14 protein-coding genes are annotated in these 13,340 nt (G+C 57.8%); 5 read left to right on the top strand and 9 right to left on the bottom strand.

Annotated features, from left to right (window positions below):
* Positions 1-30 precede the first annotated feature (30 nt).
* Complete coding sequence (locus tag DFP90_RS18510; protein WP_115938165.1) at positions 31-966, bottom strand: 2-hydroxyacid dehydrogenase; 936 nt, start codon at positions 964-966, stop codon at positions 31-33.
* Between the two features lie 36 nt (positions 967-1,002).
* A complete protein-coding gene (locus DFP90_RS18505; RefSeq protein ID WP_115938163.1) occupies positions 1,003-2,019 on the bottom strand; it encodes an SDR family NAD(P)-dependent oxidoreductase in 1,017 nt (338 codons plus the stop codon).
* A 159-nt stretch (positions 2,020-2,178) separates the two neighbouring features.
* Here DFP90_RS18505 and DFP90_RS18500 point away from each other — a divergent pair, with 159 nt between their 5' ends.
* Complete coding sequence (locus tag DFP90_RS18500; RefSeq protein WP_115938161.1) at positions 2,179-2,931, top strand: SDR family oxidoreductase; 753 nt, start codon at positions 2,179-2,181, stop codon at positions 2,929-2,931.
* Positions 2,932-2,938: 7 nt separating this feature from the next.
* Here DFP90_RS18500 and DFP90_RS18495 read toward each other — a convergent pair whose 3' ends face one another.
* From DFP90_RS18495 to DFP90_RS18480, 4 genes are read right to left on the bottom strand one after another with little or no spacing between them, the layout of a single operon-like run.
* Positions 2,939-3,709, bottom strand: a complete 771-nt coding sequence (locus DFP90_RS18495; protein WP_115938159.1) for a maleate cis-trans isomerase family protein — start codon at positions 3,707-3,709, stop codon at positions 2,939-2,941.
* Positions 3,706-4,887 carry a M24 family metallopeptidase gene (locus DFP90_RS18490; RefSeq protein WP_115938157.1) on the bottom strand — a complete coding sequence of 394 codons (1,182 nt, stop codon included), beginning with the start codon at positions 4,885-4,887 and terminating at the stop codon, positions 3,706-3,708. The genes DFP90_RS18495 and DFP90_RS18490 overlap by 4 nt, the downstream gene beginning before the upstream one ends.
* 42 nt (positions 4,888-4,929) lie before the next feature.
* Positions 4,930-6,141 (bottom strand): diaminopropionate ammonia-lyase, encoded by a 1,212-nt coding sequence (locus tag DFP90_RS18485; protein ID WP_115938155.1) that lies wholly within the window; start codon positions 6,139-6,141, stop codon positions 4,930-4,932.
* Positions 6,142-6,154: 13 nt separating this feature from the next.
* Entirely contained in the window at positions 6,155-7,327 is a 1,173-nt protein-coding gene (locus DFP90_RS18480; RefSeq protein ID WP_115938153.1) for a M20 aminoacylase family protein, read from the bottom strand.
* A 140-nt stretch (positions 7,328-7,467) separates the two neighbouring features.
* On the opposite strand from DFP90_RS18480, the gene DFP90_RS18475 reads away from it, so the two are divergent.
* Complete coding sequence (locus tag DFP90_RS18475; protein WP_218044730.1) at positions 7,468-7,938, top strand: Lrp/AsnC family transcriptional regulator; 471 nt, start codon at positions 7,468-7,470, stop codon at positions 7,936-7,938.
* 18 nt (positions 7,939-7,956) lie between these two features.
* On the opposite strand, the gene DFP90_RS18470 is transcribed toward DFP90_RS18475, so the two are convergent.
* The 3 genes from DFP90_RS18470 to DFP90_RS18460 form a co-directional block, all read right to left on the bottom strand.
* Positions 7,957-9,024, bottom strand: coding sequence for a sugar phosphate nucleotidyltransferase (locus DFP90_RS18470; RefSeq protein ID WP_115938149.1), 1,068 nt, complete (start codon positions 9,022-9,024; stop codon positions 7,957-7,959).
* A gap of 73 nt (positions 9,025-9,097) precedes the next feature.
* Entirely contained in the window at positions 9,098-9,676 is a 579-nt protein-coding gene (locus DFP90_RS18465) for an LbetaH domain-containing protein (protein ID WP_181905445.1), read from the bottom strand.
* Positions 9,673-10,821, bottom strand: a complete 1,149-nt coding sequence (locus DFP90_RS18460) for a DegT/DnrJ/EryC1/StrS family aminotransferase (protein ID WP_181905444.1) — start codon at positions 10,819-10,821, stop codon at positions 9,673-9,675. The genes DFP90_RS18465 and DFP90_RS18460 overlap by 4 nt, the downstream gene beginning before the upstream one ends.
* A gap of 159 nt (positions 10,822-10,980) precedes the next feature.
* Here DFP90_RS18460 and DFP90_RS18455 point away from each other — a divergent pair, with 159 nt between their 5' ends.
* The 3 genes from DFP90_RS18455 (at position 10,981) to folE (ending at position 13,268) form a co-directional block, all read left to right on the top strand.
* Positions 10,981-11,820, top strand: coding sequence for an OmpA family protein (locus tag DFP90_RS18455; protein ID WP_115938142.1), 840 nt, complete (start codon positions 10,981-10,983; stop codon positions 11,818-11,820).
* A gap of 289 nt (positions 11,821-12,109) precedes the next feature.
* On the top strand, positions 12,110-12,502 hold the full coding sequence (gene apaG, locus DFP90_RS18450) for a Co2+/Mg2+ efflux protein ApaG (protein ID WP_115938272.1): 393 nt from the start codon (positions 12,110-12,112) through the stop codon (positions 12,500-12,502).
* Between the two features lie 136 nt (positions 12,503-12,638).
* Positions 12,639-13,268, top strand: coding sequence for a GTP cyclohydrolase I FolE (folE, locus tag DFP90_RS18445; protein WP_245957117.1), 630 nt, complete (start codon positions 12,639-12,641; stop codon positions 13,266-13,268).
* The last annotated feature ends 72 nt before the right edge of the window (positions 13,269-13,340 follow it).

Below are 13,340 nucleotides of genomic sequence, written 5' to 3'. Positions count from 1 at the left end.
AATAATACAGTTGTTCTGCAATTTGGGCGATTAATAACCCGCCCCGGGGTCCATCACGCCGTCAATCACATCAATCGCGCCACCTGCCATTAGATGGCGCAGGTTCTTCACCACAGTGGCGGCACCGGTGGAAATCCGGGTGACACTGGCGATATGTGGGGTGACCAGGACCTTGTCATGGGACCAATAGGGATGGTCTTTGGGCAGCGGTTCCTCCCAAAAAACATCTAGGCTGGCACCGCCGATCTGGCCCGTATCCAGGGCTGCCAACAAGGCATCATCATCGATCAACTGGCCGCGTCCGGCATTGACGATGCAGGCACCCGTTGGCAGTTGGGCCAGGTTTTCCGCGTTTAACAATTTTGTGGTGGCGGGTGTGTTGGGCAACAGATTGATCAGGATGCTGGATCGGGAAAGCAGTTCGATCAGCCCGTTTTCACCGTGCAGGCAGTCAACGCCTTTGATTTCCTTGGGCGAGCGACTCCAGCCCAGCATGTTGAAGCCGAAATCAGAAAGCTTCCCAGCAATCGTGCCGCCCAGAACCCCAAGGCCCAGCATGCCGATGGTGCGTTCCTGCGCCAGCGGCGGATCCATCGGGGCCCAGTCATGGCGTGCCTGGCCCGCCTGGAAAATATGGGTCAGCAGGTGATAGCGCATCACATGGCCAAAGACATATTCCACCATACCCTGGGTCAGGCCCGGGTCGATCATGCGAATGATCGGCACATTCTTGGGCAGGCTGGGATCATTGGTCAGATGTTCGATTCCGGCCCACAGGGAATGGATCGCCTTCAGGTTCGAGCATTGCGCCAGCACGCCTTCTTCCGGATGGGCGGCAATGGCATAGTCAATCTCGGACAGATCCCCGGCATTGGGCCAGACCCGAAGCTCAAAAGCGTTCAATGCTGCAAAGGCTTTGGCCCATTCTTGAGCGGATTCGGATCGGCTGCACAGCAAAACCGCCATGGATTGTCTCCCACTGGGAATCGGGTGAGTTTAAGTTCAGGTGGCGTAGCCCCGGTCCGGGCGTACCAGGCCCGCCTGTAGGCGACGCTGCCACCAGGAAACAGTCTTGGCAAGCCCGTCGGCAAGATCCGTCTCGGGCTGCCAGTCGGTTGTGTCGCGAAGGCGGCCATTATCCGCCAGCAAAAGCCCGACTTCGGAATTCTCCGGGCGCTTGCGGGCATCTTCCGTCACCACCGGTTTGGTGCTGCCGGTGGTCGATTTGATTTCTGCCACAATCTCCGCAATCGATACCGCGACCCCGGTGCCGGTGTTATAGGGGCTGCCGGTTTCAAGCCCGTCCGTGACCGCCATGGCCAGGAATGCCTGCGCTGTGTCGCCGACAAAGTTGAAATCCCGTTTGGGATCGAGCGAGCCCAGGCGGATTTCATCACAGGCCGGGTCCAGGGCCTGGCGGATGACGGTTGGGATGACCGCGCGTTCCGACTGGCGCGGGCCATAGGTGTTGAAGGGGCGTAAAATCATGACCGGCAGCCCGTGGGATCGCGCATAGGCTTCCGCCATCATGTCCGCGCCGATCTTGCTGGCGGCATAGGGCGATTGCCCCTGAAGCGGGTGCTGTTCGGTGATCGGGGTGAATTGGGCGGTGCCGTAAACCTCGCTGGTGGAGGTATGGATGACCCTCTCGCAGTTGGCCGTGCGGGCTGCTTCCAGGATGTTCAGCGTGCCGGTGACATTCACATCCACATAAGACTGCGCCGCCACATAGGAATGGGGGATCGCGATGAGGGCGGCCAGGTGGAAAACCATGTCCTGGCCCCGGATTTCGCGCATGGTGAAGGCCGCGTCCCGCACATCGCCCCGGATGATGCGGACCTGATCACGGATGTCCGGTTCAAGATCGTCCAGCCAGCCATTGGCATCGAAGGAATTATAGGCCGCCAAAGCCGTGACATCTGCGCCCGCCCTGACAAGATGCTCCGTCAGGTGCGACCCGATAAAACCGTCTGCACCGGTCACGAAAACCCTCTTGCCCTGTAAAGCCTTGTTATTCACGATGATATCTCAATTCCACTCAGCGATTCCTTTCCCAAGACTATAACGGTCAAATAGCCGGGTTACCAAGCTTTGCTTTCTTGACGGGGCCAGAACCCGCAGGCAGACTCATCATCTCAAGATATTGATTTCGCGAGTTTCCTGCTTTGGAGAAAGCATATGTTCCAGCTTGATCGCAAGACCGCTTATGTGACCGGCGGCAATGGATTGATCGGGCGTGCGATCTGTTCGGCCCTTGCGGATGCGGGGGCCTCTGTCTTTTCCCTGGATCTGGTGGAACAACACGGCATGGATGCCCGGGTGCGGCAATCTGTGTTTGATGCCGCCGACATGATCAATCTGGAAGGCCGCCTGGAGACACTGGAAAACATGCATGGGCATGCGGATGTCTGGGTGAATGCGGCCTATCCGCGAACAACCGAATTCGGCACGAACCAGCAGGATGATTTGGATGAGGCGGATTGGTGCAAGAATGTGGATCTGCAGATGAACGCGGCCTGTCTGCTCTCGGCCAAGGTGGCGACGCGCATGGGCGCGCGTGGCCATGGCTCAATCATTAATCTTGCATCAATTTACGGCCTACGGGGGCCGGATTTGCGAGTCTATGACGGGTTGGAAATGCCGTTGTCTCCGCCTGTCTATTCCGCGATTAAAGGCGGGCTAATTAATTATGGCCGTTATCTGGCCGCCTGGTACGGGCCAAAAGGGGTCCGGGTGAATACGGTTTGTCCGGGCGGTATCGAGGATGGCCAGCCAGAAAATTTCATCGCCCAATACGCGGAACGCACGCCCATGCGGCGTATGGGCAATCCCAATGATGTGGCTGGGCCAGTGGTGTTCCTGGCCAGCGATGCGGCGGCCTATGTCAATGGCGTGGCTCTGCCCGTTGACGGTGGCTGGACCGCGGTTTAGGGAAAGCCTACCCGGTCAGGTCCGTCCGGAATATCTCACCAAACCCTTCGATTGCATCCTCGATCCCGATCAGGCGCAGGGCATGCCAGGTCATCACCTGATTGCTGGTCAAGACAGGCAGGCCCAGTTCCTGTTCCAGTTCCGCCACAATTTGGGCGGCGCGGGTGGCGGTACAGGAAATGAAAAGCGCTTCCTCATCTCCTGTTACACTCCTTCGGGCGGCTTCGCGGATCGTGTCAAATGGCAGCATGGCGATATCAATATCATCCAGCATGTCGAGGCCGAACAGGCTGGTCAAAATCAGATCGCGCCTTGAAAACTCCTTGGCTAGTTTATTGCTGACTTCTTCGATATAGGGGGTGAGTACGGAAAGGCGCTTGCGGCCGAGCGATTTCATTGCAGCGGCCGCAGCGCGCAAAGGATTGGTGACCGGTATGCCGGGCCAGGCGGCCTGGACCCGCTGCTCGACGATTTCATCGCCGATGGCGGCGGAACCGGATGTGCAGGCAAATATCGCTACATCGATGCCACGTCCGGGCAGGATTCCGGCAGCGGCCCGTGTCAGATCGGCTTCCATCCTGCGCAGATTGTCAAGGGTCAGCGGATTGGCGTTTTCCACCCGGTTGGTAAAGAGCGCTGTGCCGTCCGGCAGCATCTGGCGCAACTCATCCTCGGCGGTGAAATCGGTACCCAGTGCCACCAAACCGATCCGGCCACGCGGGGCGCGGTGGTCCAGCTCAAGAGAGAGCTCCAATCGCTGATAGGGGACAGAGGTCATGATTGTTTCCTGATAATGCGCGGCATTTCCACCGGTGCACGGTTGGAAAGCCAGCGCGCGCCGTTTTCGGTGATCACAATATTCTCTTCATGCACCATTTCGCAACCGGGAGCAAAACACATGCCGGGTTCTAGTGTGACCACGCATCCTACTTCCAGCACGGTCTGGTCATGCGGGGTGACGGACGGGCCTTCAGTCAGCTGCATGCCAAGTCCATGGCCCATGCGCCCGACATTATTGCCCAACGCGCCGCCGGCTTCCAGGACCTGCCACATGGCGTTGAACAAGTCCGCCATGGTCGCGCCGGGTCTGGCTGCGGCAAAACCGGCGTCGGTTGCGCGGTGGACACATTCATGGGCGGCGAGCGTTTCATCCGCCGGCGTGCCAAAAGCGAGATTTCGGTCAAAATCGCAAAAATATCCGTCATAGACTGTACCGGTATCGATGATCAGGACATCACCATCTTCCAGCACCCGGTCGGTTGGTCCCATGATGATATCGCCATAGCTCATCGAGCCGGAGCCGGCGATCAGGTAGGGCGAATGATCTGCGCCCAGCTTCAGAAGATCCATGCGCAGGGCTTGGCAGGCCTCCCGCTCGGTCATGCCGATGGCCAGTTTTTCCGGCAAGGCTTCAAATGCCTTGGATGTCACCTGGCAGGCATATTCGATCTTGTTGATTTCTGCAGCAGACTTCACAAAGCGCAGCGCATGCATCAACGGGGCTGCATCAATCAGTTCATAGCCGGCAATACCCCGTTCCAGTTTTCGAAAATCGGCCAGCGGCATGCGCAGCAGGCTTTCATGCCCCATGGGCAGACCAATCCGGCCAAACCGTCTTGGCAGGCTGTTGAGGCCGTCTGCCAGCAGGCTGACCCCGTCATCTTCCGGACGGGGCGCGGGCCAGCACCGGATATCCCGGATCCAGGTCCCGCGCATGCCGGCCTCGCCAATGCCGGGGATGACCGCGATCGGTTCACCCTTTGCCGGCAGAATGAGAAACCAGGGTCTTGTCGGGCTTTCCCAGAACTGGGTTTGAAAACCGGAAAAATACCGAACCTCTGCCTCGGTCGTCAGCAGCAGGCCATCCAGCTGTTCCGCATGCATGGCCTTTTGTGCGCGCGCCACGCGCAATTCATATTCCACGATATCAAAACCGCGCCGGGGGGGCTGCATCATCGTCGTCGACAACTTTCTTAAGCCAGGGTTTTTAAAGCGGGTTCACGCGGCGATCTGTTCCGGGTCGCGGCCGACCAATTCCCGATAAATGGCCGGATCGGTCGCACCTTCTGTACCGATCAATAGGATACGGGAATCCTCATCCAGTCCAGTGGCTTTCGCCAGTTCAGCATTATTCAGGCAGCCCAACAGGGCCGAAAGCCCGGCCACAGCGGATTCGCCGGCAATGATGCTATGATCGGCCAGCAGGCGCATGACTGGCGGCACCAGGCCGTCTGGGATGGTCAGGAAATCATCGGCACCGCGTTTCAGGATCTCCCAGCCCAGCAGGCTGACTTCGCCACAGGACAGGCCGGCCATGACGGTTTCCTCCTGGATGTCGACCAGGGTCGGCTCGCCAGCAATCGCGCTTTGTTTCAGGCAATCGGCCTGTTCCGGCTCAACGATGATCACGCGCGGCCGTTGTTCACCGAACAGCTGCCAGAAATGGGCACAGACCGCCCCGGCCAGGCCGCCTACGCCGCCCTGCAGGAAAACATGGGTCGGGATTTGCCCATTGGGGAGCTGATCGGCGATTTCGCCAGTCATAACCGTGTATCCGGCCATCACCTGGCGCGGCAAATCCATATAGCCTTCGTAGGACGTATCGGAAACGATGTGCCAACCATGGGTTTCGGCATCATTCGCCGCGGCCCGGACGGACGCATCATAATTGCCATCGACCCAGATCACCTCGGCACCATAAGCCTCGACGGCATCGGCCCGGCCCCGGCTGACACCGGCATGCATATAGATCCGGCAGCCACAGCCGAAATTCTGCGCGCCCCAGGCAACAGAGCGCCCATGATTGCCATCGGTCGCAGTAACCACGGTGATTTGGGCGCATTCGTCCTTGAGGGTACCCTCCATGATTTCTGAAAAGGCAATGGTCCGACCAAGTTGCTTGCCCAATTCCCGTTGCAGCAGATGCAGGACGGCATAGGCCCCGCCCAGCGCCTTGAAACTGCCCAAGCCAAAGCGCGGACCTTCATCCTTGTAAAGAATTTGGCCGACTCCGACCTTGGCAGCGAGGGAATCAAGGTTGCTGAGCGGGGTCGGGGCATAACCGGGCCATTGACGGATCACCTCAGCTGCCTGCTGGCAGTCGCCGGTGCCTAAGATGGGATGCAGGGCTTTTGGATAAACAGCATCATGGGTGGCCATGGCATTGGCATGTCGGGCGATATGGGCCTGGGCGAATGTGTCTTGGGTCATGATGATGGTCTCCTCAAGCCGTTACAGGCAGCTGTTGCCGGACCAGTTCCACCCAAAGCCGGGCACCGGTCATCAAGATGTCGTCGTTAAAATCGTAATGCGGGCTGTGCAGGCCGCAGCCGCCGGGGCCATCCCCGCCATTACCCAACAGGAAATAGCAGCCGGGTTTTTGTTGCAGCATGAAGCCGAAATCTTCCGAGGCCATGATCGGTTCCCCGTCCCAGCGGATCTTCTCGGGCCCCAACAGGGCGGTGGCCGCGTCGAAGACATGCCGGGCTTCCGCCTCAGTGCTGATGGTCGAGGCAAATTCACGGCTGTAGGCGAACTCAAAGCCGACATCATGGGCGGAACAGATGTTGGCGGTGGTGCGTTCCATCTCCCGCTCCAGTGTGTTCTGGACTTCCGGATCGAAGCTGCGGGTGTCGCCGGTCAATGTCACCCGGTTCGGAATAACATTGCGGGTGCCGTCGGTCTGGATATCGGTGATGGATATTACCGCACTGTCGGTTGGTTTCAGTTTCCGCGAGATGATTGATTGCAGTGCCAATGCAATTTCGGCTGCAACCGGAATGGGGTCCTTTGCCAGATGGGGCAGGGCGGCGTGGCCTCCCTTGCCCAGGACAGTGATTTCAAAGTTATCCTCAGAGGCCATCACGGGGCCGGGCTTGACCGCGACATGACCGGTGGGCAGCGACGGCATGTTGTGGAGCGCATAGATCGCGTCCATCGGGAACCGCTCGAACAAACCGTCTTCCATCATGGAAAGCGCGCCCCGGCCATGTTCTTCGGCCGGTTGGAAGATAAAATAAACCGTGCCGTCGAAACATGGTTCTTCCGCCAACATGGCAGCTGCCCCCATCAGGATCGATGTATGGCCGTCATGACCGCAGGCATGCATCTGACCGGGAATTTGTGATTTATGGTCAAATTCATTTTGTTCCTGGATGGCCAGTGCATCCATATCGGCGCGGATGCCGATTGCCCTGCTGCTGGTTCCTGCCTTCAACATGCCGACAATGCCGGTACCACCGATGCCTTCATGCAACGTCAGTCCGATCGTTTTCAGATGCCGGGCAACCATGGCCGCGGTTTCATGTTCGGCAAAGCCCAGTTCCGGTTTCTGATGTATTTCATGGCGCCAGCGGATCATGTCCGCGCCGAGCGCCTGCCTGTTCCCATCCAACATCGGTCTCTTTCATCTGAATTTCTTCGATTGCACCGAAGATAAAGACGAATTCGTTCCGAATTTAATTTCAGTTTGCGGAATTCGATCCGAAAATATGATTTATTATGTCAGTCAGTGATAAAAACAGGATCTATAGGCTAATGGATGAATTTGACCGCAAATTGTTGAACCAGATGCAGATCAATAACCGTCAGACGGCAGAGATTTTGAGCGAAAAGGTCGGTTTGTCACCGGCGGCCTGTCAAAAACGGCTCAAGAAGCTTCGGGAAACCGGGGTGATTGCCTCTGACATCTCTGTGCTGGACCCGGCCAGCATCGGTCGCCGGATGACCATGATTGTGGAAGTGACCATGGAACGGGAACGGCCGGAATATCTGGATGAGTTCAAGCGTAAGATGCGTGCGTCACCGGAAGTGATGCAATGTTATTATGTTACCGGCACGGCGGATTTCGTTTTGATTGTCACGGCAAAGGATATGAAGGATTACGAAGAATTCACCCGCAATTTCTTCTTTCAAAACTCCAATGTGCGCCGTTTCCAGACCAATGTGGTCATGGATGGGGTCAAAGTTGGCCTGGCGGTGCCATTATCGGGGGATGGAGAAGGCTGACTCTCTGCCGCCTGCGTATTAATCGCAGCCATCTAGATTGACCAGGTCCTGGGCCAGATCGATGCCGGCTGCTTTCAAATCCGGTGGGCGGCCAATGTCACGCCAATATTCATGAATCGGGAACAGACCAATTTTGAGCCCTTTTTCGGCGGCCAGATTGATCAGGTCCGGCATGTCCAGGGCTGTTGGTTCCGGCACCATATCCAGGATCTTAGGCGAGAGATAATAAATCCCGGCGGCGACAAAATGGGTCAGCACCGGTTTTTCCTCAATACCGGCAAGGGTGCCGTCTTTATTCTGCTGGATGATGCCAAAGGGGATCTCGGTGTCATGCAACGTGACGCCAATGGTGGCGTCATAGCCCTTTTGATCGTGGAAATCCTTCAGCGCCAGATAATTGATATTGGTCAGCACATCGCCGTTGATCACCAGAACCGGCGCATCCAAAGGGCGCGGGTAGAGCCCCAGCGCCCCGGCGGTACCAAGCTTCTCGGTTTCGTGGATCAGGTCCAGGTCAATATCCCCGTTCCAATCTTGTGCGAATTGCTTGAACTGGTCGGCCAGGAAATGGACTGACAGATAGGCATGCCGGATGCCGAACCGTTCCAGCCCCATCAGGATATGGGCAAGGATAGGCCGGTCGCCCAGGGCCACCAGTGGTTTTGGTGTATTGAGGGTCAGGTTGCCCAAACGCTTGCCATAGCCGCCCGCCATGATGAGGCAGTTTTGAATGCCTGTGGCCAGAAGACTGTTGATGACAATGGCGGCCAGCTTTCCGGTTTCATCCACATGAGGCAGGAAACCATATTCCTGCATCGTCGGTTCGGGAATGCGGTCCAGCCGTTTCAGGGTCCGTGCGCCTTGATGCATGCAGGACCGGATCGGATCATCCAGACTGTTCCCGGCCAGGATACCACGGCGGATATCCCCGTCCGTGGCAGTGCCGACCACTTTGCCCGCTTCATCGACTACAATTTGGAAAACCGGTGTGGTTGTCAGGCTGTTGATCCGGAGCAGCACCTCCCGGATTGGCATATCGGGTGCGCAACAGAAGGGATCGATGTCATATTCCACATAATAGGACATGGTTTAACCTGTCTTCCTTATTCCCGGCCAGCCCGTGAAGCGCCTTTGAATAAACAGTGAATTCAAGGCTCTATCATGCCCCAAATCGGGTGTTGGCGGCAATCAGAGTTTCCGGGGCGACTTCGGCACCCGGCAGGATGACCGCCCCGGCCCCGATCATGGCATGCTTTCCGATCATCGCACCGCCAAGGATGATGGCCCCTGGCGCCACATGGGCACCGTCGGCAATCTGGACATCATGCTCGACAATGGCACCGCTGTTGATGATGGCTCCATCACCAATGGTTGCCTGGGCATGAATGATCGCGCCGGGCAGGATCTGGCTGCCTGCGCCGAGTGTGGCACTGGGGCTTATGATGGCATCGGGACTGATCACGGCTGGTGCTGTGAAGCCGCGAAAGCGGAATTTTTCCAGCAGGTTAAGACGCGTGGCAAGGGCGGCCGGTGTGACCGCCCCGAAACCAAGGACCAGCGGTCCCATCTCCGGCACAGCCTGATCATCTCCGCCGAGCCAGGGGGCATCCAGCCAGTGACTTTTCTCGGGTCCGGTATAGCCCGCGATCTTACCGCCATGGGTGGTGATGATTTCCACCAATCCCTTGGCATGGCCGCCGGCCCCGAACAGGATGATGTTATCGCCCGGCCTAATCATGATGGTAACCCCTGTTGGTGTGGCCATTCCTGCAGGGCGGCCAGAACCCTGTCCAGATCCTGATCTGTCAGCGTGCTGCTGCTGGGCAGGCTGACCACCCGGCCGGAAAGGCGCGCCGAACCGCCGGAAAGATAGGCCGGATAGGCCTGGTAGGGGGGTTGGTCTGAAAGGCCGCACCAGAAAGGCCGTGCCATGATCCCGGCGACATCCAGATGCCGGACCAGATCCTCCGCAGCGTCGGTGGTGTCGGTCACGCAGCAGGACATCCAGGCATTGCTGTCCTGAAGATTGTTCAGCGGCATGAAGGATAGATGATTGTTGCCGTCAAAAAATGCCCGGTAACGTGCGGCGATTTCCCTTTTACGGGACAGCATGGCGTCCAGCCGATCACATTGGGCGAGGCCAAGGGCGGCGTTCAGGCTGGGCATTCTGAAATTATAGCCAGCGGCATCATAGCGATAAACCTGACCGGTCCGGGCCTGGGCCGAAAAATGGCGTGCCTTTTCGGCCAGGGCGTCATCATCGGTGACCATCATGCCGCCGCCGCCCGTGGTGAGGATTTTGTTGCCGTTGAAGCTGAAGGTGGAAAGGGTGCCAAAATGCCCGGCGGGTCGACTTTCCCGGCGGCTGCCCAAGGCCCCTGCGGCATCCTCGATCAGGGGAATGCCGTGACCGCGTGCCATCGCCTCCCATCGCGGCAGATCGCCCAGCAGGCTGGGCGGGTCCACCACCATCATGGCCGCCGGTTTCCGGTCCAGCCCTGACAAAGCCTGTTCCAAACTGCTGGCATCCAGGTCCCAGCTCTCCGGGTCGATATCGATGAAAACAGGCACCGCACCTGCATGAATGACCGCATTGGCCGAGGCGGAAAAAGTCCAATCGGGAACAAGAACGAAATCGTCCCGGCCAATCCCCAGGCTGAGTAACGCCAGGTGCAGGGCCGCGGTGCCGCTGGCGGTGGCAATGCCGTGGCGGCGATTGGCGAGCCCGGCGACCCGTTTTTCAAACGCGCTGACATAAGGGCCGGCAGAGGAAACCCAGTTATCTGCCAGGCATTGATCGACCCTGGCACGCTCTGCCGGGCCGATATCCGGTTCCAACAGGGGAACGGGTTTGGAGGAATTTTTTAGGGTCTCACTTGCCAAAATGCGGCTCTCCCTGGGCCGGTAAACGATGGAATCCTTTTATTACAATACCCTAACAGGGCAGTCTGCTGTCAAAATCTTTCCTTAATTTCCGCACATTCTCATCCAGATCCGGCGCGAAACTGGTCTCATCAAAAATTTCGGAACAGGACCCGGATCATGCTTAAGGTAAAAACAGTATCCCGTATGTTGCTGGCAGGGGCAGTTAGCCTGCCGCTGGCTGCCTGTTATACCGCGACCGAGGAAGTGGATCAGCTGTCCGCCCGGCAATCCGGCGGCACCGGGTATGACCAGGCGTTGACGCGTGAATATCGCGACCTGGCCAGTTACGAAGCCTATCAGATGTATGACTGGGGGGATGCCCGTCATTTCGCTAAGAAAGGCCTGACGGCGGCGGAAGGCGCACGCCCGGTTCCGGAAAGGGTGGCGGACTGGGATCTGGCCTATGGGGCCAGGCGCTTGTCCGACGCACGGAAGCGGTTGGTGGCGTTGCTCGCCAGGGACGCCGCCAGCCGCTCTCCGGAACTGGCTGCCCGTGCCCAAGCTTCTTATGATTGCTGGCTCGAACAGTTGGAAGAGGGGTGGCAGGCCGATCATATTGCCGCTTGTCATGACCGGTTCCAGAAATCCGTGATCAGCCTGGAGCGCGAATTGAGCGAGCCACAACGGGTCTGGTTTTCCTTCAATCGTGCGGAACCCAACGATCATTTCAAGGCGGAAATCGCCCGCCTGGCGCGAGAATCCGTCCGGCTGAATGTGCCGCTGGTGACGGTTGTCGGCTATGCCGATACGGTCGGGTCCCAGGAAAATAACATGAAGATCTCCCTGCGCCGGGCCGACCGGGTGAAACAGATCCTGATGGAAAATGGGATCCCGGAAGACCGCATCGCCATTAGCGCCTATGGCGAAGACCGACTGAAGGTCAAAACCCGGGATAATGTGCGTGAAGCCCAAAACCGCCGTGTGGAGATCATCTTCTATCCCCGGGTGGATGCCTGAGAGTGACGCTTTCCCGGGGATGCCGGCGCTAAGAGCCTGGCTCCGTTGGCTGCTTGATCCCGCCACTCTCGATCAAGTTCCGTCCAGAGGTTTTCGCGAGAAACCACTGGGCCCGGCATCCCACTGACTTGACCCCCTGCTAGATGGTCCACTGTCCCTGGACCGGCAGGGGGATTTTTTGTGATCAGCACGCTTGCCATTTAACCCGCTTGGCGTAATCTATTTCCCATAGCTGACTATGCCACCCAGGTCCGAGGAAAAGATGACCGCGCACAAGGACGACCAGCATATGTATGAGGAGACCACCAACGGCATTCGTGTGTCCGTACGGCCGGTCTATCTTGAGGATCAATCCTCGCCCGAGGATGATCATTATGTCTGGGCCTATAATGTACGCATTGAAAATCACGGTGAGGACCGGGTCCAGCTGATCAACCGACATTGGAAAATCACCGATGGTATGGGCCGCTGCCAGGAAGTGCGCGGGGCTGGTGTGGTCGGCGAACAGCCTGTGCTGGCGCCGGGTGACAGCTATGAATATACCAGCGGAACCCCGCTGCAGACCCCCAGCGGCATCATGATGGGCGAATATGAGATGGAACGGTCCGATGGCACCGGTTTTGAGGTGACCATTCCGGCTTTTTCCCTCGACAGCCCCCACATGTCCCAGCAGATCCACTGAGCCTTTGAACTTGCCTGGGCAGTGAAATGGCGACCGTGAGGTCGCGAAAAGGCTAATATCCAACGTTTGTGATGTTGATATTTGCGCCAAAAAGCCGTTTATTGCGCGCAAACCATGTTGGATGAAGAGCAAATTCATGACCACTGATTCGAAAACCAGCCCCAGCGGGGCGATGACGGTAACCCGGGCGGATGCGGAAGAAGCGGTGCGCAAGCTCCTTTGCTGGGCGGGTGATGATCCGGACCGTGAAGGCCTTCTGGACACGCCAGGGCGTGTCGTACGCGCATTCGAAGAATATTTCGCCGGTTATGCGGAAGACCCCGATACCTTGCTGTCGCGCACGTTTGAAGAAACAGACGGTTATGATGAAATGGTGGTTTTGAAGGAAATTCCCTTCGAATCCCATTGTGAGCACCATTTGGCGCCGATCCTGGGTAAAGTGCATGTCGCCTATCTGCCCAATGAACGCGTGGTTGGTATTTCCAAATTGGCGCGTGTGGTCGAGATTTATGCCAAACGCCTTCAGATTCAGGAAAAGATGACCGCCCAGATTGCCAATGCAATCACCAGCGCATTGAAGCCAAAGGGTGCCGCCGTCGTAGTGCAGGCCTCACATCAATGCATGACCTGCCGCGGGGTTCATAAGCCGGGTGTTGATATGATGACCAGCTATATGACGGGTCGCTTCCGTGAGGATGCCCGGACACGTTCCGAATTTCTGACTTTGATTGGCCGCAACAATATCCGCAAGGTGCACTCCATCTGACCGGTTCTCCGGCAGTTGGTCCATGCATTCAATCTGCTGATTAATCTGGACTCTCTTCGTGAGGGAAGGAAT

The organism is Aestuariispira insulae (assembly GCF_003385955.1).
GTDB classification, from domain to species: domain Bacteria; phylum Pseudomonadota; class Alphaproteobacteria; order UBA8366; family Aestuariispiraceae; genus Aestuariispira; species Aestuariispira insulae.
The sequence above is the reverse complement of the archived record's forward strand: the minus strand, read 5'-3'. Positions and strand labels throughout refer to the sequence as shown.

Coding starts and splice junctions, on each gene's coding strand:
- DFP90_RS18510 (WP_115938165.1), bottom strand. CDS start 966: ATGGCGGTTTTGCTGTGCAGCCGATCCGAATCCGCTCAAGAATGGGCC.
- DFP90_RS18500 (WP_115938161.1), top strand. CDS start 2,179: ATGTTCCAGCTTGATCGCAAGACCGCTTATGTGACCGGCGGCAATGGA.
- DFP90_RS18495 (WP_115938159.1), bottom strand. CDS start 3,709: ATGACCTCTGTCCCCTATCAGCGATTGGAGCTCTCTCTTGAGCTGGAC.
- DFP90_RS18490 (WP_115938157.1), bottom strand. CDS start 4,887: ATGATGCAGCCCCCCCGGCGCGGTTTTGATATCGTGGAATATGAATTG.
- DFP90_RS18485 (WP_115938155.1), bottom strand. CDS start 6,141: ATGACCCAAGACACATTCGCCCAGGCCCATATCGCCCGACATGCCAAT.
- DFP90_RS18480 (WP_115938153.1), bottom strand. CDS start 7,327: ATGTTGGATGGGAACAGGCAGGCGCTCGGCGCGGACATGATCCGCTGG.
- DFP90_RS18475 (WP_218044730.1), top strand. CDS start 7,468: ATGGATGAATTTGACCGCAAATTGTTGAACCAGATGCAGATCAATAAC.
- DFP90_RS18470 (WP_115938149.1), bottom strand. CDS start 9,024: ATGTCCTATTATGTGGAATATGACATCGATCCCTTCTGTTGCGCACCC.
- DFP90_RS18465 (WP_181905445.1), bottom strand. CDS start 9,676: ATGATTAGGCCGGGCGATAACATCATCCTGTTCGGGGCCGGCGGCCAT.
- DFP90_RS18455 (WP_115938142.1), top strand. CDS start 10,981: ATGCTTAAGGTAAAAACAGTATCCCGTATGTTGCTGGCAGGGGCAGTT.
- apaG (WP_115938272.1), top strand. CDS start 12,110: ATGTATGAGGAGACCACCAACGGCATTCGTGTGTCCGTACGGCCGGTC.
- folE (WP_245957117.1), top strand. CDS start 12,639: ATGACCACTGATTCGAAAACCAGCCCCAGCGGGGCGATGACGGTAACC.